General features: G+C 66.4%; 24 protein-coding genes. All 24 read left to right on the top strand.

Features of this window, described 5'->3' with window-relative positions; translation table 11 throughout:
- The first annotated feature begins 65 nt into the window (after nt 1-65).
- The 24 genes from ABID37_RS22735 (at nt 66) to ABID37_RS22620 (ending at nt 19,811) form a co-directional block, all read left to right on the top strand.
- Entirely contained in the window at nt 66-383 is a 318-nt protein-coding gene (locus ABID37_RS22735) for a transcriptional regulator domain-containing protein (RefSeq protein WP_354198994.1), read from the top strand.
- Nucleotides 271-828, top strand: a complete 558-nt coding sequence (locus ABID37_RS22730; RefSeq protein WP_354198992.1) for a DUF2285 domain-containing protein — start codon at nt 271-273, stop codon at nt 826-828. Before ABID37_RS22735 ends, ABID37_RS22730 begins: the two co-directional genes overlap by 113 nt.
- Nucleotides 829-953: 125 nt before the next feature.
- Nucleotides 954-1,238 carry a helix-turn-helix transcriptional regulator gene (locus ABID37_RS22725; protein ID WP_354198990.1) on the top strand — a complete coding sequence of 95 codons (285 nt, stop codon included), beginning with the start codon at nt 954-956 and terminating at the stop codon, nt 1,236-1,238.
- 12 nt (nt 1,239-1,250) lie between these two features.
- The gene (locus ABID37_RS22720) at nt 1,251-2,138 is read left to right on the top strand and encodes a replication initiator protein A (RefSeq protein ID WP_354198988.1); all 888 of its coding nucleotides are present in this window, start codon (nt 1,251-1,253) and stop codon (nt 2,136-2,138) included.
- Between the two features lie 208 nt (nt 2,139-2,346).
- A complete protein-coding gene (gene parA / locus ABID37_RS22715) occupies nt 2,347-2,985 on the top strand; it encodes a ParA family partition ATPase (RefSeq protein WP_354198986.1) in 639 nt (212 codons plus the stop codon).
- Entirely contained in the window at nt 2,982-3,236 is a 255-nt protein-coding gene (locus tag ABID37_RS22710; protein WP_354198984.1) for a hypothetical protein, read from the top strand. Before parA ends, ABID37_RS22710 begins: the two co-directional genes overlap by 4 nt.
- Nucleotides 3,233-3,751, top strand: a complete 519-nt coding sequence (locus ABID37_RS22705; RefSeq protein ID WP_354198982.1) for a DUF2840 domain-containing protein — start codon at nt 3,233-3,235, stop codon at nt 3,749-3,751. Before ABID37_RS22710 ends, ABID37_RS22705 begins: the two co-directional genes overlap by 4 nt.
- Nucleotides 3,748-4,293: a S26 family signal peptidase gene (locus tag ABID37_RS22700; RefSeq protein WP_354198980.1), complete on the top strand. Its 546-nt coding sequence runs from the start codon at nt 3,748-3,750 to the stop codon at nt 4,291-4,293. The genes ABID37_RS22705 and ABID37_RS22700 overlap by 4 nt, the downstream gene beginning before the upstream one ends.
- A gap of 45 nt (nt 4,294-4,338) precedes the next feature.
- Entirely contained in the window at nt 4,339-4,677 is a 339-nt protein-coding gene (locus tag ABID37_RS22695) for a DUF736 domain-containing protein (protein ID WP_354198978.1), read from the top strand.
- Between the two features lie 3 nt (nt 4,678-4,680).
- A complete protein-coding gene (locus tag ABID37_RS22690) occupies nt 4,681-5,448 on the top strand; it encodes a lytic transglycosylase domain-containing protein (protein WP_354198976.1) in 768 nt (255 codons plus the stop codon).
- 244 nt (nt 5,449-5,692) lie between these two features.
- A complete protein-coding gene (locus ABID37_RS22685) occupies nt 5,693-7,432 on the top strand; it encodes a relaxase/mobilization nuclease domain-containing protein (RefSeq protein ID WP_354198974.1) in 1,740 nt (579 codons plus the stop codon).
- A gap of 24 nt (nt 7,433-7,456) precedes the next feature.
- Nucleotides 7,457-9,442: a conjugal transfer protein TraG gene (locus tag ABID37_RS22680; protein WP_354198972.1), complete on the top strand. Its 1,986-nt coding sequence runs from the start codon at nt 7,457-7,459 to the stop codon at nt 9,440-9,442.
- A gap of 9 nt (nt 9,443-9,451) precedes the next feature.
- A complete protein-coding gene (locus ABID37_RS22675) occupies nt 9,452-9,886 on the top strand; it encodes a CopG family transcriptional regulator (protein ID WP_354198970.1) in 435 nt (144 codons plus the stop codon).
- A gap of 217 nt (nt 9,887-10,103) precedes the next feature.
- Nucleotides 10,104-11,039, top strand: coding sequence for a P-type conjugative transfer ATPase TrbB (gene trbB, locus ABID37_RS22670; protein WP_435521624.1), 936 nt, complete (start codon nt 10,104-10,106; stop codon nt 11,037-11,039).
- A complete protein-coding gene (locus tag ABID37_RS22665) occupies nt 11,036-11,368 on the top strand; it encodes a TrbC/VirB2 family type IV secretion system protein (RefSeq protein WP_354198967.1) in 333 nt (110 codons plus the stop codon). The genes trbB and ABID37_RS22665 overlap by 4 nt, the downstream gene beginning before the upstream one ends.
- Nucleotides 11,368-11,649, top strand: a complete 282-nt coding sequence (locus tag ABID37_RS22660) for a VirB3 family type IV secretion system protein (RefSeq protein ID WP_354198965.1) — start codon at nt 11,368-11,370, stop codon at nt 11,647-11,649. Before ABID37_RS22665 ends, ABID37_RS22660 begins: the two co-directional genes overlap by 1 nt.
- Before the next feature lie 12 nt (nt 11,650-11,661).
- Nucleotides 11,662-14,118 (top strand): conjugal transfer protein TrbE, encoded by a 2,457-nt coding sequence (gene trbE / locus ABID37_RS22655; RefSeq protein WP_354198963.1) that lies wholly within the window; start codon nt 11,662-11,664, stop codon nt 14,116-14,118.
- Nucleotides 14,115-14,888 (top strand): P-type conjugative transfer protein TrbJ, encoded by a 774-nt coding sequence (trbJ, locus tag ABID37_RS22650; RefSeq protein WP_354198961.1) that lies wholly within the window; start codon nt 14,115-14,117, stop codon nt 14,886-14,888. Before trbE ends, trbJ begins: the two co-directional genes overlap by 4 nt.
- 21 nt (nt 14,889-14,909) lie before the next feature.
- The gene (gene trbK-alt, locus ABID37_RS22645) at nt 14,910-15,260 is read left to right on the top strand and encodes a putative entry exclusion protein TrbK-alt (protein WP_354198959.1); all 351 of its coding nucleotides are present in this window, start codon (nt 14,910-14,912) and stop codon (nt 15,258-15,260) included.
- A gap of 4 nt (nt 15,261-15,264) precedes the next feature.
- On the top strand, nt 15,265-16,629 hold the full coding sequence (trbL, locus tag ABID37_RS22640) for a P-type conjugative transfer protein TrbL (protein WP_354198957.1): 1,365 nt from the start codon (nt 15,265-15,267) through the stop codon (nt 16,627-16,629).
- Nucleotides 16,629-17,312, top strand: coding sequence for a conjugal transfer protein TrbF (gene trbF / locus ABID37_RS22635; RefSeq protein ID WP_354198955.1), 684 nt, complete (start codon nt 16,629-16,631; stop codon nt 17,310-17,312). Before trbL ends, trbF begins: the two co-directional genes overlap by 1 nt.
- Nucleotides 17,309-18,358: a P-type conjugative transfer protein TrbG gene (gene trbG, locus ABID37_RS22630; protein WP_354198953.1), complete on the top strand. Its 1,050-nt coding sequence runs from the start codon at nt 17,309-17,311 to the stop codon at nt 18,356-18,358. Before trbF ends, trbG begins: the two co-directional genes overlap by 4 nt.
- On the top strand, nt 18,355-19,584 hold the full coding sequence (locus tag ABID37_RS22625) for a TraB/TrbI/VirB10 family type IV secretion system protein (protein ID WP_354198951.1): 1,230 nt from the start codon (nt 18,355-18,357) through the stop codon (nt 19,582-19,584). The genes trbG and ABID37_RS22625 overlap by 4 nt, the downstream gene beginning before the upstream one ends.
- Nucleotides 19,584-19,811 carry a DUF2274 domain-containing protein gene (locus ABID37_RS22620; RefSeq protein WP_354198949.1) on the top strand — a complete coding sequence of 76 codons (228 nt, stop codon included), beginning with the start codon at nt 19,584-19,586 and terminating at the stop codon, nt 19,809-19,811. Before ABID37_RS22625 ends, ABID37_RS22620 begins: the two co-directional genes overlap by 1 nt.
- The last annotated feature ends 8 nt before the right edge of the window (nt 19,812-19,819 follow it).

Raw genomic sequence — 19,819 nt, 5'->3', positions numbered from 1 at the left:
TTACAACTTGGAATCGTCTCGACTTCATAACTCGCGTTGCAAAGTATTGCGGGAGGGTATGGAGGATGTCCGAGGACGATAATTGGCGCTCTGACGCCGCATACAGTTACGTCGACGAACTCACGCCGGATGATCTTGCGTGGGAATTTCTTCGGCGTAACCCCGATTATCGCAAATCCTATGCGGAACTGGTGGCGACGGGCCGGTTGAACGAAGAGGAAGCCAGCCGTTTCGCGCGCCATTGGGGGTTGCGATTTCGCCGTGGACCCGATGGTCACGGCGCTCGATCGGCCGATCTTCTGGATCCCGGAAAAAAATCCGACCGCCGTCCCGCTCAAACACGGGCCGGACCCGCTCGGCGGCTTCCGCATAACAACGGCTGACCTGCGGCCGCACATCATTCTGAATGATGGAGACGTCGTCCGCATCGACCTGCGCGGCGAGCGCTTCGATCTTGCCATCGACGGCGGCGACCCTGTAGGCGCCTACGCGGCCGTGGTCATTCTGGACGAGCACACGCCCGACCGGCTGACGACGATCGGTCGGTTCTGGCAGGCCATGAAAAGCCGGCGGGTCTCACCGGATGACCGGCTGACGCCGCAGAAGCGCGAGCGCGCCCGACTGATGTTGCGGGCCATCGATGCGCGGCAGGCGGGGGCCACTTACCGCGCCGTCGCCAAATATCTCTTCCCGCAACACGAGACTGAACCCGCCACCTGGGTCGGCAGCGCCATCCGCGAAACGACGATCCGGCTGGCCCGCGATGGCCTCAAACTGGTCGAGGGCGGCTACCTCACTCTCCTTCGGCTACCACGCCGCCGGCGCTAACCCGCGACGGTGTCGATCTTAATTCCCTTACTTCGACATCGTCCAAGGCGCCGTCTTCGCGCCACCGTGCTCGCAATTCGCCGCTGGTTCGCAGCGGCCGCCCACGAGAGCACGGAGGTTCGCTCATGGCCGAGACAGCCGCCACCATACCGACCCGCTACCTGAGAACGCAGGAAGCCGCGCGCTTCCTCGGCCTCTCCGAACGGACGCTGGAGAAGCACCGCACCTACGGAACCGGGCCGTCCTATCGCAAGCTCGGCGGACGCGTCGTCTATACCGTCGAAGATCTCCAGACCTGGGCGGATCGCGGACTGGTCACCTCGACGTCCGATCCGCGAGGCGGCACCGTATTGCCGGCCAAACGCCAGGCCGCAACGCCCGCCCCCGCCGGCGGCCGCTTCGCGCGCTGAGGCGGTCGGTCCATGTCGTCCGCTCACCCGCATCGCGAAGAACGCGCCCAGCTCGATCTGTTCCGGGCTCTGCCCGGCGATCTCGCGCCGCGCGATGCGCAGGACCTCATGGCCTACCCGTTCTTTTCGCTCGCCAAATCCAAGCGGCTGGCGCCGATCGATTTCAGGGCCGGCCAGATCGTTATTCGCGTCGAGGCTGTCGCCGAGCACGGCATGGCGACCATCTGGGACGCGGACATCCTGATCTGGGCTGCGTCGCAGATCGTCGAGGCGCGGGACGTCGGGCTTCGTCCGTCCCGCCTCATGGCGACGACGCCCTACGAAATCCTCAACTTCATCGGGCGCGGCGTCAGCCTGCGCGATTACGACCGTCTGAAAGCCGCGCTGGATCGCCTTCAGTCGACCACCATCGCGACCTCGATCCGCCAACCGACCGAACGACGGCTGCACCGCTTCTCCTGGATCAACGAATGGAAGGAGCGCGCCGATCATCGCGGACGGCCGCTCGGCCTCGAGTTGATCGTGCCCGATTGGTTCTACGGCGCGGTCCTCGATGACGCGCTCGTGCTCACCATCGACCGAAACTATTTCGGTCTGACCGGTGGTCTTGAGCGCTGGCTCTACCGTCTGGTCCGAAAGCACGGCGGCAAACAGGAGTTCGGCTGGAGCTTCGACCTGCCGCACCTGCACGCCAAGTCCGGCAGCCTCTCGCCGCTCAAACACTTCGCCTACGACCTGCGGGACATCGTCCGCCGGCAGCCACTTCCGGGCTACCGGCTGACCATCGAGCAAAGCCTCGGCGGACCCGAAATTCTGTCCTTCGCACCAACCGATCCCGCCGCGCTCGGCCCGCCGCGCCGCCGTCGGCGCTCGACAACTCGCCCTGGGGATAAGCTGTGAATAGTCTCGTGCTATCGGGGACCAACGCTATCGTGCCATCGGGGACCGGACTCTCGTGCTATCGGGGACCGGAATCGTCAAATCTTCGCGCTGAATCAGCAGTTTGCGAGCCCCTTAACTTATCTAACCTAGATTCCTTCGGAATCTTTCTAACGGAGCTGCGCTTTTCCGCCGTTGTGGACGAGTCCCCGATCGCCGGGAGCGCGCCATGATCGTCGCGCTGCTCAACCAAAAGGGCGGCGTCGGCAAGACGACGCTCGCGCTGCACCTGGCCGGTGAGTGGGCGCGCAACGGCAAGCGGGTCACGCTCATCGACGCCGATCCGCAAGGCTCGGCGCTCGACTGGTCGCAGCAACGAAGCCGGGAGGGGCTGGAGCGGCTGTTCGGTGTCGTCGGCCTGGCCCGCGACACGCTCCACCGTGAAGCGCCGGAGCTTGCCCGCGACGCCGACCATGTCGTCATCGACGGTCCGCCGCGCGTCGCCGGCCTGATGCGCTCGGCGCTGCTCGCGGCCGACCTCGTGCTGATCCCTGTGCAGCCGTCGCCGCTCGACGGCTGGGCCTCGGCCGAGATGCTCGCCTTGCTTGGCGAGGCGCGGATCTACCGCCCGGAGATTGCGGCGCGCTTCGTGCTGAACCGCTGCGCGGCCCGCACGGTGTTGGCGCGAGAGACCGCCGAGACGCTGGCGGATCACGACCCGCCACTGCTCTCGACCACGATCGGCCAGCGGATCGTCTTCGCCGATGTCGTGCAGACCGGCCGGCTCGCCGCCGAGCAGGACGAGGATTGCCCTGGCGCGCGCGAGATCACGGCGCTCGCGGCCGAAGTCGCGGGGATTCGTCGATGAGCGAGCGATCCCCACGCAGAGCTTTCGCGTCGCGGCCGGCTGATCCCGAGAGCTGGATCAAGTCCCCCGACCGCCAGGCGCAACGCGTCCAGCCCGAGGCGGACTTCTCCGCGCGGCTGACAATCGACGTCACCTCCGACATGCGCGGCCGGATCAAGATCGCGGCTTTCCAGCGCGGCCAGACCGTCGCCGACATGCTGCGCGCGCTGTTCGAACGCGAATTCCCACCGCCATCAGGAGACGGACAATGACCGGCCTCGTCGCCGCGCCGCCGGGCGCCGACGGTGCTGCCGCCGCGCCGCCCGAGACGCTCACCCAGGTCGAACTCGTCTGGATCGAGAAGCACACCGAGCATTGGATCCGCTTCGGCCGTGAGCTGCGCGAACAAGTCCTCGATCGTCGCCGGCGCATCCTCTTCTTCCCTCCCGGGGCGACCTTCGCGCTGGTCCGCTGGGCCGCCAACGAGCACGGCACGGTGCTCTCCCGGCTCGACATCGTGTGCACGGTCGCGCGAGGCGCGCCCTGCCAGACCGTGCCGACCGTCACACCTGGCGGGGAAATTCTGCTGCGCGTCAATGGCTGGCCGAAGGTGGAGCGGCTGCTCCAGCTCATCGACGCGATTGAGGGCGCCGGCATCGATCCTGCCGAGGTCTCGCCCGACCATTGGCGCCACGTCCACAATCGCCTGGCCGCCGGCGAGACGCCGCGCAGCTACACGCCCGCGCGCCATCGCGCCTTCCTCCTGCGCCGCGAGATCGGCGCATGACCCGGCTCAGCTACGCCATCACCACGACGGCCTCGGTGTCGCTGCTCAGCGTCCTGTCGATCGTGTCGTTCGCACCGAAGCTGATCTGGAACGCCTCCGCGAGCACACCGATCGGCCTCTACAGCATCGAGCCGGAGCGGTCCCCGGAAGTCACCGATCTGGTCGCCGTGCGCGCCCCCGAACCGTTGGCCAGCTTCCTCGCCGATGGCGGCTACCTGCCGCGCGGCGTGCCGCTGCTCAAACGCGTCGCCGCGCTTCCCGGTCAGCGGGTTTGCCGGACTGGCCTCGCTATCACGGTCGATGCCGTGCCGATGGGCGACGCGCTCGATCGCGATCGCCGCGGAAACCCGCTGCCGGTCTGGCAGGGCTGTCGCGTCGTCGCGCCAGGCGAACTGTTCCTGATGAACTGGCAGGTCCGCGACAGCCTCGACGGCAGGTACTTCGGGCCGCTTCCCGCGTCCGCAGTGATCGGGCGGGCCACCCCTCTCTACACCGACGAGGACGGCGATGGCCGCTTCGTCTGGCGCGCCCCAACGCGGTGAGGGTGCGCCCAGGTCCCAACTCACCGCACATCCAAGGAGAACACCATGTTTCTGATCGGTCAGTTCACGAACACAAAGTCGGGCTACGTCGGGCGCGTCAGAACGCTCGCGCTCGACGTCGACCTGGTGCTCGTTCCCGCAGAGCAGTCCGACGCCGAGAACGCGCCCGACTACCGGGTCCATCTCGGATCCGAAGACGACGGTCCCGAAGTCGGCGCAGGCTGGAAGCGCGTCGGAGAGAAGGCCGGCGACTATGTTTCGGTGCAGCTCGACGACCCCACGTTCGCGCAGCCGGTCCATGCCAACCTGTTCCAGTCCGCTGACGACAAGTCGGCATGGGGCCTGTATTTGAAACGCCCGCCGAAACGCGGCGATCGAGACTGAGCGATGGCGGCCCGTCGCCCAAGAGCTGCCGCCGGACGGTTGGAAACCGTCCGGCGCACAGCCTTCCTTCTCCTTTCCGGCCTGGCCATCGCGATGCCGTCGACGACGATCGCTCATGCACAGCAGGCGTCGGCCGAGCACAGCTTGTCCGCCGATCCCTATGCCGCCGACGTGGCCGACGCGGCGCGGCGCTTCGGCGTTCCGGAAGCCTGGATACGCGCCGTCATGCGCGTCGAAAGCCGCGGCGATGTGCGCGCGGTGTCGCCCGCGGGTGCGATGGGCTTGATGCAGATCATGCCCGCCACTTGGGCGGAGCTGCGCGCGCGATACGGCCTCGGAAGGGATCCCTTTCACCCGCGCGACAACATTCTGGCGGGCGCAGCATACTTACGCGAGATGCACGATCGCTACGGCTCGCCCGGCTTCCTGGCCGCCTACAACGCCGGTCCCGGGCGTTACGAGGACTATCGCGATCGAGGACGCCCTTTGCCTGCCGAGACGCGGGCGTATGTCGCGATGTTGACCCCGGCCATTGGCGGCGGCGATCTCGTAGTATCCCCCGTCACGGTGGCGGTCTCGGACCCGCTCGCCTGGAGGCGCGCGCCACTGTTCATCGTGCAGCCCGAAGGGGCGTCGCGTGCAGAGGCTCCGCACGAGGACAGCGAACCGGTTGCAGCATCACCGCAGCGACCGGGGCGTGATTTCGCGCCGGCTGATCCGCAAACCGGCGGCCTGTTCGCCGTCCGAACCGCAGGTGAGAGGCCGCGATGAGCACATTCGCACTCCATGCGGCGTTCTCGGGCTCTGGCGAAGGATTGGCGGGAGCGGGAGGAGGAGCAGGCACCACAACCGCACGATGGCAGGATAAAGGGCCGCGATGTGCGGCTTTGGTCGGTCGTGGTTTATCAAGGGGTTATAGCGCTTTTGCGCGATGTGCGCCCATGCGGCGCAGCCTGCGCGCGCGGCGCTTTTCCAGTGATTTCCGCGCGTTGGCGGGATGTGCGGGGCTCGGATCATGAGCGCCGAGGACGATTTCCGTATCCGGCCGGGCCGCATTCGCTCGACGCGGGCGCAGCAGGCGCGCCCCTTCATCGCCCAGGCTTTGGCCGCCGCTCAAAAGGCGGGTGGCTCGGTCTCACGCAAGGGAAAGATCGGGCCCGGCAATCGCTCGCGCTTTGGCCGGGGCCAGCGCGCGGCGGTCCAGGCCAACAGGCTGCTCACCGCCCGATCTCGGGGCGCCGTCGTGAAGGCGCGCGTCGTTCGTCACGGCGGACGCAACGCCCCTCTGGGCACGCACCTCAATTATCTGCGACGCGACGGCGTCACCCGCGATGGCGAAAAGGCCCGGCTGTTCGGACCTGGCGTCGACGACGCTGACGTCAAGGCATTCGCCGAACGCTGCGAAGACGACCGCCATCATTTCCGGTTCATCGTCTCGCCGGACGACGCCGTGGAAATGGCCGACCTGAAGGGTTTTACCCGTGAGCTGGTCGGCCAGATGGAGAAGGACCTCGGCACCCGGCTCGACTGGGTCGCCGTCGATCATTGGAACACCGAGCACCCGCACGTCCATCTGATCGTTCGCGGCGTTCGTGATGATGGGGAGAACCTCGTCATTTCGCGAGACTACATCAAGGAGGGCATGCGCGACCGGGCGCGCGATCTGATCACTCAGGAGCTCGGGCCCCGGACCGATCACGAAATCCGACAAACCCTCGAACGCCAGATCGGCGCTGAGCGGTGGACGACGCTCGATCGGCAGCTTGCGCGCGATTCATATCGGACCGGCGTCATCGATCTCGCGCCTCGCGCGGACCGGCAGCCCGATGAATTCCATGCTCTGAAGGTCGGACGGTTACGCAAGCTTGAAACTCTCGGCCTGGCGGAAGAGATCGGTCCGGGCCAGTGGACGATCGGCGAAAGGGCTGAAGCCACCCTGCGCGACCTCGGTGAGCGAGGCGACATCATCAAGCGCATCCATCGCGGCCTTACCGAGAGCGGCATCGATCGCGGCGCGTCGAGCTACGTGCTCGCCGCCGAAAACATCGACGATCCGATTGTCGGCCGCCTCGTGGCGCGCGGGCTCGACGACGAACTGAAGGGAACGGCATTTGCGATCGTCGACGGCGTGGACGGTCGCACGCATCACATCAAGCTTTCCGACCTCGACGCCGCCGGCGACAGTCGCCCCGGCTCGATCGTCGAGCTGCGCCGCTTTGACGATGCCCGCGGCCAGCGTCGCGTGGCGCTGGCGGTTCGCTCCGATCTCGACGTCGGCGCCCAGGTTCACGCGAGCGGCGCGACGTGGCTCGATCGCCAGGCGATCGCGCGTGAGCCGGTCGGGCTCGGCGCTGGAGGATTCGGCGCCGAGGTGCGTGAAGCGATGGATCGCCGCGCCGCGCATTTGATCGATGAGAAGCTCGCTGAACGGCGCGGCCAGAGCGTGATCTTCTCACGCAATCTTCTGCGGACGCTGCAACGCCGGGAGCTGGACAGCCTCGCCGAGAAGCTCGCGGCGGAAACGGGCCGTTCGTTCGTAACGCCGGATAACGGCGAATACGTCGCCGGCACCTATCGCCAGCGCTTCGCTCTGGCGAGCGGGCGCTTCGCCATGATCGACGACGGCCTCGGATTTCAGCTCGTCCCATGGACGCCGTCCCTCGACCGCCAGTTGGGGCAACACGTCTCGGGCGTCGCGCGGTCCGATGGCGGTGTCGACTGGAGCTTCGGACGCAAACGAGGCCTCGGCCTGTAGCAAAATCAAGAAAGGACCATTGCCATGTCCGCGACGAAAATCCTCTGGGGTCAGATCCTCGCCGTCTTCGTCATCGTTCTATTGACGACATGGGCCGCCACCCAATGGACAGCCTACAGGCTCGGCTTTCAGCCGCAGCTCGGCGCGCCCTGGTTCGAGGTCGCCGGCTGGCCGATCTACTATCCTCCGGCTTTTTTCTGGTGGTGGTATTTCTATGACGCCTATGCCCCGCCGATCTTCGTCGAGGGTGGCTACATTGCGGCCTCCGGGGGCTTCATCTCGATCGCGGTCGCCATAGGCATGTCCGTCTGGCGCGCCCGCGAGGCGAAGAATGTCCAGACTTACGGCTCGGCGCGGTGGGCCACCCCCAGCGAGGTCAAGGATGCGGGCCTGCTCGGGGCTGACGGCGTCGTCCTGGGCAAGCTCGACCGCGACTACCTCCGCCACGACGGGCCCGAGCACGTGCTATGTTTCGCGCCGACGCGATCCGGCAAGGGCGTGGGCTTGGTCGTCCCCTCTCTCCTGACCTGGCCGGGCTCGGCGATCGTCCACGATATCAAAGGTGAGAACTGGACCCTGACGGCGGGGTTTAGAGCCCGGCATGGGCGCGTTCTTCTCTTCGACCCGACCAATCCTAAATCGGCCGCCTACAATCCCCTGCTCGAGGTCCGCAAAGGCGAGTGGGAAGTCCGTGACGTCCAAAACATCGCCGACATTCTGGTCGACCCGGAAGGATCGCTGGAAAAGCGGAACCATTGGGAAAAGACGAGCCACGCGCTTCTTGTCGGCGCGATTCTGCACGTCCTGTACGCAGGGAAGGACAAGACCCTCGCCGGCGTCGCGGCCTTCCTTTCCGATCCGAAGCGCCCGATCGAGTCGACGCTCGCCGCCATGATGAAGACCGCCCATCTCGGAGAGGCAGGGCCGCACCCGGTCATCGCCAGCGCGGCGCGCGAACTGCTGAACAAGAGCGACAACGAGCGGTCCGGCGTGCTCTCGACCGCCATGTCGTTCCTCGGCCTCTATCGTGATCCCGTCGTCGCGGAAGTGACGAGACGCTGCGACTGGCGCATCACGGACGTCGTCGGAGGCAAGCATCCGACAACACTCTACCTCGTCGTTCCACCGTCCGACATCAACAGGACCAAGCCCCTCATCCGGCTGATCCTCAACCAGGTCGGCCGCCGGCTGACGGAGGACCTGGAGGCCAAGGCCGGCAGGCATCGTCTGCTCCTGATGCTCGACGAGTTTCCAGCGCTCGGCCGTCTCGACTTTTTCGAGAGCGCGCTCGCCTTCATGGCGGGCTACGGGCTCAAGAGCTTCCTGATCGCCCAGTCTCTCAATCAGATCGAAAAGGCCTACGGTCCGAACAATTCCATCCTCGACAACTGCCATGTGCGCGTGAGCTTCGCGACCAACGACGAGCGGACCGCCAAGCGAGTCTCCGACGCGCTCGGCACCGCGACCGAAATGAAGGCGATGAAGAACTACGCCGGTCATCGGCTGTCGCCTTGGCTCGGCCACCTGATGGTGTCGCGCTCGGAGACGGCGAGGCCGCTTCTGACGCCCGGCGAGATCATGCAGTTCCCGCCTGCCGACGAGATCGTGATGGTCGCGGGCACGCCCCCCATCCGCGCCAAGAAGGCCCGCTATTTCCAGGACCCGCGGTTACAGGAACGTATCCTTCCGCCGCCGGCGCTCGTCAAAGCGATGCGCGGTTCCCCGGACGACTGGAGCGGTCTCGCCATCCCTCAGGCGCCCGCGATCACGACGGATTCTGACGACGCCGCTCCCGCCGACGAGGACACGACCGGCTCGGAACGCCGGCGGCAACCCGAGCTCAATCGGGCTCGGGCCGTCGAGAAGAAGCCGTCGATCGAAAACGAGTTCGAGATCGACCCGGTCGACGACGCCGACATCGATGCGGCGCGCAACGCCCGGCTGCGGGACACGATGCGCCATGTCGCCCGGCAGGCCGCGCTCGATCCTGGCGACGGCATCGAGCTCTAGGAGGCCTCCATGAAGAACGCTCCGAAGAAGCAGCGGCTGTCAGTCTATCTCGATCCCGATGTCATGAAGGCCCTGTCGACGCATGCCGCGCGGCGCGGCCTTTCCCTGTCCCTCGTCGCAGAGGCCGGTATTGCGTCGTTCCTCTCGCCGGACGCAGCCGAACGACAGGAAGCGGCGATCACCAAGAGGCTCGACCAGCTCGACCGCCGGATGACCCGCATGGAGCGCGACGTTGGCATCTCGGTTGAGACGCTCGCCATCTTCGTGCGCTTCTGGTTCAACACGACGCCGGCTCTTCCCGAGCACGTCGCCCAGGCCGCCCGCGCGAAATCGGCCGAGCGCTATGAGGCCTTCATCGCCGCCCTCGGCCGTCGACTCGCGACGGGGCCAAAGCTCAGGCAAGAGATACCGGAGGACCTCGAACCCGCGCGCGACGCGGAATAGTCATTATCCCCGCGTTCACAAGTACAGAGCAATTCCGCCGTTTCCCTGTCTTTGTACGCCACAGTACGACGACCACATTTCGGTTGTTGTAAAGCCCTGAATTCTGCCTCTTCTACTTATCCCCGATCCAGGGCCGCACATAGCGGGCCCGCAAGAGAACGGGGACGACGTGGCGGCAACTCATCCGAAATCTGAGGCGATCCTTCGTGGCGCGCGCATGCTGCGCACGGCGCTTGGACCTGCGATCGCCCGGTTTCTGGAAGATCCCGCGATCGTCGAGGTGATGCTCAACCCTGATGGGCGGCTCTGGATCGACCGACTTTCAGAGGGGCTGGCCGATACGGGAGAGCGGCTTTCGCCGGCCGATGGCGAACGCATTGTCCGCCTCGTCGCGCACCATGTCGGCGCAGAAGTTCACCCTGCCGCGCCTCGGGTTTCGGCCGAGCTGCCAGAGACGGGCGAGCGCTTTGAAGCCTTGCTTCCCCCGATTGTCGCCGGCCCGGCTTTCGCGATCAGGAAGCCCGCCGTCGCGGTGTTCACACTCGACGACTACGTCGCAGCGGACATCATGACAGACGATCAGGCTGCGACGCTACGCGAGGCGGTCGCGTCTCGCGCCAACATCCTCGTCGCGGGCGGCACTTCGACCGGCAAGACTACGCTCGTCAACGCTCTTCTGTCGGAGATCGCAAAGAGCGCGGATCGCGTCGTCATCATCGAGGACACGCGCGAGCTTCAATGCCGCTCGGAAAACAAGGTGCCTATGCGCACCAAGGACGGCGTGGCGGACCTCACTGAACTGGCGCGCTCGTCAATGCGCTTCCGGCCCGACCGAATTCTCGTCGGCGAGGTGCGCGGCCCGGAAGCCCTCGACCTGCTCAAGCTGTGGGGGACCGGCCATCCGGGCGGTGTCGGCACCATCCATGCCGGTTCCGGCATCGGCGCGCTGCGCCGCCTCGAACAGCTCATTCAGGAGGCTGTCGTCACAGTCCCCAAAGCGCTGATCGGCGAAACCATCGACATAGTGGCGGTGCTGTCAGGCCGCGGCGCTTCTCGCCGTCTCGCTGAGCTCGCCCGCGTCGAAGGGATCGGTCCGGATGGCGATTACCGCATCCTTCCCGCCAGCCAGCCCCCCTCAGGAGATCCCTCATGATCCGATATGCTTTGCGCATCCGCCGTCACGTCGGGACGGTCGCATCCGTCACGTTCCTCAGCCTGGCGCTTGCCCCCGCCGCGCACGCCTCCGGTTCCTCGATGCCCTGGGAGCAACCACTCCAGCAGATCCTGCAATCGATCGAAGGACCGGTCGCCAAGATCGTGGCGGTGATCATCATCATCGTCACCGGCCTGACCTTGGCTTTCGGCGATACGAGCGGCGGTTTCCGCCGGCTGATCCAGATCGTCTTCGGCCTTTCGATCGCCTTCGCAGCCTCCAGCTTCTTTTTGTCCTTCTTCTCGTTCGGCGGCGGGGCGCTCGTCTGATGGCCGGCCCGGGGGAAACCGCCAATGAGGTGCCGGGCTTCTCGGTCCCCGTCCATCGGGCCCTGACCGAGCACATCCTGCTCGGCGGCGCACCGCGCTCGATCGCCATTCTGAACGGAACGCTCGCGGCCGCGCTCGGTCTCGGCCTTCGCCTCTGGCTCGTCGGCCTGGCGCTTTGGGCCGTTGGGCATTTCGCCGCCGTGTGGGCCGCGAAGCGCGATCCGCAATTCGTCGACGTGGTGCGCCGGCATCTGCGCATCCCCGGCCACCTGTCGGTCTGAAGGGACGGCGCCATGATGAACCTCGCCGAATATCGCAATCGCAACACCCGGCTCGCCGACTTCCTGCCTTGGGTCGCTTTGGTGGGCGAAGGCGTCGTTCTCAACAAGGACGGCAGCCTTCAGCGAACCGCTCGATTCCGTGGTCCCGATCTCGACAGCGCCGTGCCGGCGGAGCTGATCGCGGTCGCGGCTCGCCTCAACAACGCCTTCCGCCGCCTCGGCTCGGGATGGGCGATCTTCGTCGAAGCGCAGCGCCATGGCGCGGCCACCTATCCGTCGAGCAAATTCGGCGACAGCGCGTCCGCGCTCGTCGACGCCGAACGCAAGGCGGACTTCGAGGAAGCCGGCGCGCATTTCGAGTCGAGCTATTTCATGACCTTCCTGTACCTGCCGCCGGCCGAGGATACAGCTCGCGCCGAGACCTGGCTTTATGAGGGGCGTGACCACGCCGGCGTCGACGCCCACGAGATCCTGCGTGGCTTCGTCGACCGAACGGACCGCATCCTCCAGCTCATCGACGCTTTCATGCCCGACTGCGCCTGGCTCGATGACGCCGAGACGCTCACGTTCCTGCACTCGGCGGTCTCGACCAAGCGGCATCGCGTCCGGGTCCCCGAAACCCCGATGTACCTCGATGCGCTGCTTGCCGATCAGCCGCTCACCGGCGGGCTCGAGCCACGGCTTGGCGATACGCATCTGCGCATTCTGACCATCGTCGGCTTTCCGACTGCGACGACGCCCGGCATTCTCGACGAGCTGAACCGGCTGGCCTTTCCCTATCGCTGGTCGACGCGAGCCGTCCTGCTCGACAAGACCGACGCCACCAAGCTGCTGACCAAGATTCGCCGTCAGTGGTTCGCCAAGCGCAAGTCGATCGCGGCCATCCTCAAGGAGGTAATGACTAACGAGGCCAGCGTCCTGGTCGACACGGACGCAGCGAACAAGGCCGCCGACGCCGACATGGCGCTGCAGGAGCTCGGCGCCGATTACGCCGGGCAGGCCTATGTCACCGCGACGGTCACGGTCTGGGACGACGATCCAAGAATTGCAGCCGAAAAGCTTCGGTTGGTCGAGAAGGTAGTCCAGGGCCGCGACTTCACGGCCATGCCGGAGAGCATCAACGCGGTCGACGCGTGGCTCGGCAGCCTTCCCGGACATGTCTACGCAAACGTGCGGCAGCCGCCGATCAGCACGTTGAATCTCGCCCATATGATCCCGCTTTCAGCGGTGTGGGCGGGACCGGAACGGGACGAGCATCTGGCAGGTCCCCCGCTGCTCTTCGGAAAAACCGAAGGCTCGACCCCGTTCCGGCTTTCCATCCATGTCGGCGACGTCGGCCATACGCTGATCGTCGGGCCGACGGGCGCCGGCAAGAGCGTCCTGCTTGCGCTCATGGCGCTGCAGTTCCGTCGCTATGAGCGCGCCCAAGTCTTCGCATTCGATTTCGGCGGTTCGATCCGCGCCGCAGCGCTCGCGATGCGCGGCGATTGGCACGATCTCGGCGGCGGGCTGACGGAGGGCTCCGAGGACAGCGTTTCGCTTCAGCCGCTGGCTCGGATCGACGACATCGCCGAACGGGCGTGGGCGGCCGACTGGCTGGCGGCCATCCTTGCGCGGGAAAGCGTGCCGATCACCCCGGAGGTCAAGGAACATCTCTGGTCAGCGCTCTCGTCTCTCGCATCGGCGCCAATCGGCGAACGGACCCTAACGGGCCTTTCCGTTCTGCTCCAGTCCAACGACCTGAAGCAGGCGCTTCGCCCGTTCTGCGTCGGCGGCGCTTACGGCCGTCTGCTTGACGCCGAATCCGAACATCTTGGTGAAGCGTCCGTCCAGGCGTTCGAGACCGAAGGTCTGATCGGAACAGGCGCGGCCGCCGCCGTCCTCGCCTATCTCTTCCATCGCATCGAGGACCGTCTCGACGGCCGTCCGACGATGCTGATCGTCGACGAAGGCTGGCTCGCGCTCGATGACGAAGGCTTCGCCGGCCAGCTCCGGGAATGGCTCAAGACGCTGAGGAAAAAGAACGCCAGCGTCATCTTCGCCACCCAGTCGCTCTCGGACATCGACGGGTCGGCGATCGCGCCTGCCATCATCGAGAGCTGCCAGACCCGCATCCTCTTGCCGAACGAACGCGCGATCGAGCCGCAGATCACGGCGATCTATCGCCGCTTCGGGCTGAACGATCGCCAGATCGAGATCCTCGCGCGGGCCATGCCCAAGCGTGACTACTACTGCCAGTCGAGGCGCGGCAATCGCCTGTTCGAGCTCGGCCTGTCCGATGTCGCGCTGGCCCTCTGCGCCGCCTCGTCAAAACAGCATCAGGCGCTGATCGCCCAGGTTCACGCGCGCAGCGGCACGGACGGCTTCCTCCTTGAATGGCTGGCCGAGAACCAGCTCGCCTGGGCGGCCGACCTCGTCGCCGATCTCACCAACGTCATCCCCCAAACCGATCCGGAGGCACGACCATGATCCGCCCTGTTTCTTCCCGCTCGCGCGCGACGCGCATTGCCGCAATTCTATTCACCGCGCCCATCGCGATGTCGCCGATGCTGGCCGCGCCCGCGGCCGCGCAATGGATCGTCTACGATCCCACCAACTACGTCCAGAACGTGCTGTCGGCGGCGCGTGCCCTTGAGCAGATCAACAATCAGATCACCTCGCTGCAGAATGAAGCGACGATGCTGATCAACCAGGCCCGCAACCTGGCGAGCTTGCCTTACTCGTCGCTGCAACAGCTTCAGCAATCCGTGCAGCGCACGCAGCAGCTCCTCCAGCAGGCCCAGCGCATCGCCTACGACGTGCAGAACATCGATAAAGCGTTCCAGACCACCTATGGCAACGCCTCGATCTCCGCGACCGATCAGCAACTCATCACCCAGGCGCGCGAGCGTTGGCAAAATACGGTCGGCGGCCTTCAGGACGCCATGCGGGTGCAGGCCGGCGTCGTCGGAAACATCGACACCAACCGCTCCCAGATGTCCGCACTGGTCGGCCAAAGTCAGGGCGCGACGGGCGCTCTCCAGGCGACCCAGGCGGGGAATCAGCTTCTGGCGCTCCAGGCCCAGCAGCTCGCCGACCTTACTGCCGTCATCGCCGCCAACGGGCGGGCTCAGTCGCTGTCCGAGGCGGAGCGGGCGGCCGCCGCCGAGCAAGGTCGGGAGCAGCGCCGCCGCTTTCTGACGCCGGGAAGCGGCTACCAGGCGGGGAACGCCCGGATGTTCCCCGGCAGCGGGAACTGAGTGCAGGCCATGGATGGGAAAATGATCGCCCGGGTGGCTGCCGTGGTGTTCGTCGCTGTCGCGATCACCGCCGCTGCGATCGAGATGAACCGTACCGACGAACCGGCCGAGAGCTGGGGCGGCGCCCGACCGAGTACCGCGCAGGTCGATCCTCTCCGCGCCGAGCTGCTCCGCTGCCAGACCCTTGGCGAAGCGGGGCCGAAAGATCCCTCCTGCCTTCGGATCTGGGCGGAAAACCGCAAGCGCTTCCTCGCGCCCGGCGCCCGGCCCGCCGAGGAGCTTCCCCAATCGCCGACGCCGCCCCGCTCGGCGACGGATCTGGGCATTTCCCCGCAACCCGCTCCGGCGTCGCCGGCGCCAGACGCGCAGTAGCATCATGGGCAATACCGGCGTCATCGATCATTTTCTTGAAGTCTTCACCCGATACATCGATTCGGGTTTCGGACTGCTGAGCGGCGAGGTCGCGTTCATCGCAACGACCTTGATCGTCATCGATGTGACGCTGGCGGCCCTCTTCTGGTCCTGGGGCGCCGACGACGACATCATCGCGCGCTTGGTGAAGAAAACTCTTTTTGTCGGCGTGTTTGCCTACATCATCGGCAACTGGAACAATCTCGCGCGCATCGTCTTCGAGTCGTTCGCCGGCCTTGGGCTGAAGGCAAGCGGCACGGGCTTCTCGACGTCGGACCTGCTGCGGCCCGGAAAGGTGGCCCAGACCGGACTGGACGCCGGGCGTCCGCTGCTCGAGTCGATCTCGGGCCTCATGGGCTATTGGTCCTTCTTCGAGAACTTCATCCAGATCGCCTGCATGTTCCTCGCCTGGGCGCTGGTGTTGCTCGCCTTCTTCATTCTCGCCATCCAGCTTTTCGTGACGTTGATTGAGTTCAAGCTCACCACGCTCGCTGGTTTCGTACTCATCCCCTTTGGCTTATTCGGCAAGTCCGCCTTCATGGCCGAGCGCGTCCTCGGCAACGTCATCTCTTCCGGCATCAAGGTCCTCGTCCTCGCCGTCATCATCGGCATCGGCTCGACGCTCTTCTCCGAATTCACAGCAGGCTTCGGCGGCGCCACACCCACCATCGACCAGGCGATGGCGATCGTGCTCGCCGCACTGAGCTTACTCGGCCTGGGCATTTTCGGCCCAGGCATCGCCAGCGGCATCGTCTCGGGCGGGCCGCAGCTCAGCGCCGGCGCGGCGGTCGGCACAGGTCTCGCGGCGGGCGGCATGGTCGCCGCAGGCGTCGGCGCCGCCGGAGCGATCGCATCGGGCGGAGCGAGCCTTGCAGGCGGCGCTGCGGCTGCAGCACGTGGCGGCGCAGCCGTGGCCGGTGGTGCGTCCACAGCCTATAGCCTCGGCGCCGCCGGCCAGTCCGGCGCGGCCGGCGTGGCGTCAGGGCTTGGCGGCGTCGCCCGTGCCGGCGGAGCCGCCGCCGTCTCGCCGCTCAGACGCGCCGCCTCGCGCGCCGCCGAAAGCATGAAGTCGAGCTTCAACGCCGGCGGCAAGGCCGCGTTCGAAGCGACGGGCGGGACATCTACCATGGGGTCTGTCGGCGGCGAAGCCGCTGGCGAGGCAGCCGCGCCGGCGAGCGCTTCGACCGCCGGCAGCCCTCCCGATTGGGCCAAGCGCATGCGGCGCTCGCAACACATGACTCACGCCGTCCAGACCACGGCGCACGCCGTCCGCTCCGGCGACGCGCATGGCGGCGGCTCTTCCGTAAACCTCTCCGAAAGCGATCGCTGATGTTCAAGAGACCCTCCACCCACTACGGCAAAACCCCGGAACCCGAGACGCCTTACCAGCGTGCCGGGCAAGTCTGGGACGAAAGGATCGGAGCCTCTCGGGTCCAGGCGAAGAACTGGCGCACCATGGCGTTCGGCTCGCTGATCCTGTCGGCAGCCTTCGCGGCTGCGCTCGTCTGGCAGTCTGCGCGGGGAACAGTCGTGCCGTGGGTGGTCCAGGTCGACCGCCTCGGTCAGGCGCAGGCGGTCGCGCCCGCGGTCGCCGATTATCGACCAACCGATCCCCAGATCGCCTTCCATCTGGCGCGCTTCATCGAGCAGGTCCGTTCGATCCCGGCCGACGCCATCATTGTTCGTCAGAACTGGTTGCGCGCCTACGACTTCACGACAGACCGCGGCGCGGCCGCCCTCAACGACTACGCGCGCGCGAATGATCCTTTCACCAAGGTCGGACGCCAACAGGTGGCTGTCGAGGTGTCGAGTGTCATCCGTGCGTCCCCGGACAGCTTCCGCGTCGCCTGGATCGAGCGCCGATACGAAAACGGCCAGCTCGCCACAACGGAGCGATGGACCGCCATCCTCACCATCGTGGTGCAGGTTCCGCGCAACAGCGATCGGCTCAGGGCGAATCCGCTGGGCATCTACGTCAACGCAATTTCATGGTCACGGGAGCTTGGGCAATGAAGCCGTTTTTCCGTAAAGCCGGAAATCCGGCTTCTCACATACCCGCCATTCCGCCGCTGCGCAGGGTAACTCTACCACTCGTGCTCCTTGCAGGCACGGCTCTCGCCGGCTGCGCGACGACGAACCCGCCGCCTGAAATCTCCTACGACAACGCGGCGCCTGCCGTGCAGACCGTCGAACCGCCAGCCCCGGTAACCGTGGTCGAGCTGCCGCGTCCCTTGCCGCTGCCCGGCCAGATGAAGCCGGTGGAACCGTCACGCCGAACGCCGGAGCCGACCGACCCGGCGGCGCGCGTGAACCAGGCCAATGCGGCGGCGCGCGTCCAGCCGGTGCGGGACGGCTTTATCAATTCGATGCAGGTCTATCCCTTCACCCAGGGCGCCCTCTATCAGGTTTACACCGCCGTCGGACAGATCACCGACATCGCGCTTCAACCGGGAGAGCAACTCGTCGGTTCCGGCCCGGTCGCCGCCGGCGACACCGTCCGCTGGATCATCGGCGATACGCTGAGCGGGACGGGGGCGAGCCAACAGGTGCATATCCTGGTCAAGCCGACCCGCGCCGATCTGATGACCAATCTCATCATCAACACAAACCTGCGCACTTATCATATGGAGCTGCGCTCCACCGAACGGACCTATATGGCCTCGGTCTCCTGGCAGTATCCGCAAGATCAACTCATCGCGCTGCGGCGACAGAATCAGGAGGCGCAGGCGGCTCAGCCCGTCGCGAGCGGCATCGATCTTTCGAATGTCAATTTCCGCTATGCAATTGAAGGCGATCGAGCGCCCTGGCGCCCGCTGCGCGCCTTCGATGACGGGCGTCAGGTCTTCATCGAATTCCCGCGCGGGATCGGCCAGGGAGAGATGCCGCCCTTGTTCGTCGTCGGACCCGAAGGAAACACCTCCGAACTCGTCAACTACCGTGTCCGCGGGCACCACATGATCGTCGACCGCCTTTTCGCCGCCGCCGAGCTGCGGTTCGGCTCCGGTCGCAACCAGAAGCGCGTGCGCATCGTCCGCACCGACGGGAGGCCGACATCGTGAGCGAGATCGACTCCCGGAACGAGGAGCGGCGGGAGGAGGCTGCGCAGCCGCTGACCGGCGAGCCGGCCGGCCCGGCGGCGATGCGCCTGCGCGCCGAGCCGCCCCGTGTGACCCGGCTGTCGCGCAAGGTGCTCGCCGGTCTCGGCCTGGTCGCGAGCGTCGGCATAGGCGGCGCGCTTCTCTACGCGCTTCAGACCCGCGACGGCGGGCGGCCGAACGAGGAGCTCTACTCGACGGAAAACCGACCGACGGCGGACGGTATCGCCGGGCTCCCGCGCGATTATAGCGGCGTCCCCCAACTCGGACCGCCGCTCCCCGGAGACCTCGGACGTCCCATCCTTGACGCGCAGCAACGGGGCCAGCCGGTTCCGGCGCCCGGGATCTCCACGCCCAATCCCGGCGTCAGTCCCGAGGAGCAACGGCGACTCCAGGAGCTGGAGGCGGCGCGAACAGCGCGCCTCTTCGCCTCGACCGAAACACGCGGCAACGTCCAGCCGGCTGCGACGCCGACGACGCAAGCGCCGGGCGCCATTCCGAACCTGACCGGTCTGGGATTGGCGCCCCAGCCGTCGACCCCGACGGCGCAGGAGCGTCAGGCGGCTTTTCTGGATGCCGCGCCGGATCGCCGGACCGTGACTCCCGACCGTGTCGCCGCACCAGCCTCGCCCTACGTTCTTCAGGCAGGGGCCGTCATCTCGGCGGCGCTGATCACCGGCATTCGCTCCGATCTGCCCGGACAGATCACCGCTCAGGTCACCGAGAACATCTACGACAGCCCGACCGGCCGCATTCTCCTTGTCCCGCAGGGAACACGCGTCATCGGCCAGTACGACAACAACGTCCAGTTCGGGCAAAGCCGGGTCCTCCTGGTCTGGAACCGCCTGATCTTCCCGAACGGCCGATCCATCGTGCTTGAGCGCCAGCCCGGCGCCGACGCCGAAGGCTATGCAGGTCTGCAGGACGGCGTCGACTATCACTGGTGGGACCTGGCCAAGGCTGCGGGACTGTCCACCTTGCTCAGCATCGGCTCCGAGCTCGCCGTTGACAACGACGACCGCCTGCTCCGGGCGATCCGGAACGGCGCCCAGGACACCATCAACGATGCCGGCCAGCAGATTATTCGACGCCAGCTCAATATCGCGCCGACGTTGACCATCCGCCCCGGATTTCCGGTGCGCGTGATCGTCACGCGCGACCTCGTCCTCGAACCATACGGAGGATCCTGATGGCGAAGCTCAAGCTCGGCCCGATCGTCAACGACAAGCCCGTGAAGGTGACACTGGAGCTCCCGGCAAGCCTTCATCGCGATCTGTCGACCTATGCGAGCGTCCTCGGTCGGGAGCAGGGCCAACAGATCGACGATCCCATCAAGCTCATCGTCCCGATGCTCGAGCGGTTCATCGCAACGGATCGCGGCTTCGCCAAAGCCAGGCGCGACCCGGCCGCCTCGTAGATATTGGC

This window comes from Aquamicrobium terrae (assembly GCF_040545735.1).
Taxonomy (GTDB): Bacteria; Pseudomonadota; Alphaproteobacteria; order Rhizobiales; family Rhizobiaceae; genus Mesorhizobium; species Mesorhizobium terrae_A.
This window is presented reverse-complemented; position numbering and strand designations above follow the sequence as displayed.

What these genes read in the sequence shown, in the direction of transcription:
- ABID37_RS22735 (WP_354198994.1), top strand. Translation starts at nt 66, where the DNA reads ATGTCCGAGGACGATAATTGGCGCTCTGACGCCGCATACAGTTACGTC.
- ABID37_RS22730 (WP_354198992.1), top strand. Translation starts at nt 271, where the DNA reads ATGGTCACGGCGCTCGATCGGCCGATCTTCTGGATCCCGGAAAAAAAT.
- ABID37_RS22725 (WP_354198990.1), top strand. Translation starts at nt 954, where the DNA reads ATGGCCGAGACAGCCGCCACCATACCGACCCGCTACCTGAGAACGCAG.
- ABID37_RS22720 (WP_354198988.1), top strand. Translation starts at nt 1,251, where the DNA reads ATGTCGTCCGCTCACCCGCATCGCGAAGAACGCGCCCAGCTCGATCTG.
- parA (WP_354198986.1), top strand. Translation starts at nt 2,347, where the DNA reads ATGATCGTCGCGCTGCTCAACCAAAAGGGCGGCGTCGGCAAGACGACG.
- ABID37_RS22710 (WP_354198984.1), top strand. Translation starts at nt 2,982, where the DNA reads ATGAGCGAGCGATCCCCACGCAGAGCTTTCGCGTCGCGGCCGGCTGAT.
- ABID37_RS22705 (WP_354198982.1), top strand. Translation starts at nt 3,233, where the DNA reads ATGACCGGCCTCGTCGCCGCGCCGCCGGGCGCCGACGGTGCTGCCGCC.
- ABID37_RS22700 (WP_354198980.1), top strand. Translation starts at nt 3,748, where the DNA reads ATGACCCGGCTCAGCTACGCCATCACCACGACGGCCTCGGTGTCGCTG.
- ABID37_RS22695 (WP_354198978.1), top strand. Translation starts at nt 4,339, where the DNA reads ATGTTTCTGATCGGTCAGTTCACGAACACAAAGTCGGGCTACGTCGGG.
- ABID37_RS22690 (WP_354198976.1), top strand. Translation starts at nt 4,681, where the DNA reads ATGGCGGCCCGTCGCCCAAGAGCTGCCGCCGGACGGTTGGAAACCGTC.
- ABID37_RS22685 (WP_354198974.1), top strand. Translation starts at nt 5,693, where the DNA reads ATGAGCGCCGAGGACGATTTCCGTATCCGGCCGGGCCGCATTCGCTCG.
- ABID37_RS22680 (WP_354198972.1), top strand. Translation starts at nt 7,457, where the DNA reads ATGTCCGCGACGAAAATCCTCTGGGGTCAGATCCTCGCCGTCTTCGTC.
- ABID37_RS22675 (WP_354198970.1), top strand. Translation starts at nt 9,452, where the DNA reads ATGAAGAACGCTCCGAAGAAGCAGCGGCTGTCAGTCTATCTCGATCCC.
- trbB (WP_435521624.1), top strand. Translation starts at nt 10,104, where the DNA reads ATGCTGCGCACGGCGCTTGGACCTGCGATCGCCCGGTTTCTGGAAGAT.
- ABID37_RS22665 (WP_354198967.1), top strand. Translation starts at nt 11,036, where the DNA reads ATGATCCGATATGCTTTGCGCATCCGCCGTCACGTCGGGACGGTCGCA.
- ABID37_RS22660 (WP_354198965.1), top strand. Translation starts at nt 11,368, where the DNA reads ATGGCCGGCCCGGGGGAAACCGCCAATGAGGTGCCGGGCTTCTCGGTC.
- trbE (WP_354198963.1), top strand. Translation starts at nt 11,662, where the DNA reads ATGATGAACCTCGCCGAATATCGCAATCGCAACACCCGGCTCGCCGAC.
- trbJ (WP_354198961.1), top strand. Translation starts at nt 14,115, where the DNA reads ATGATCCGCCCTGTTTCTTCCCGCTCGCGCGCGACGCGCATTGCCGCA.
- trbK-alt (WP_354198959.1), top strand. Translation starts at nt 14,910, where the DNA reads ATGATCGCCCGGGTGGCTGCCGTGGTGTTCGTCGCTGTCGCGATCACC.
- trbL (WP_354198957.1), top strand. Translation starts at nt 15,265, where the DNA reads ATGGGCAATACCGGCGTCATCGATCATTTTCTTGAAGTCTTCACCCGA.
- trbF (WP_354198955.1), top strand. Translation starts at nt 16,629, where the DNA reads ATGTTCAAGAGACCCTCCACCCACTACGGCAAAACCCCGGAACCCGAG.
- trbG (WP_354198953.1), top strand. Translation starts at nt 17,309, where the DNA reads ATGAAGCCGTTTTTCCGTAAAGCCGGAAATCCGGCTTCTCACATACCC.
- ABID37_RS22620 (WP_354198949.1), top strand. Translation starts at nt 19,584, where the DNA reads ATGGCGAAGCTCAAGCTCGGCCCGATCGTCAACGACAAGCCCGTGAAG.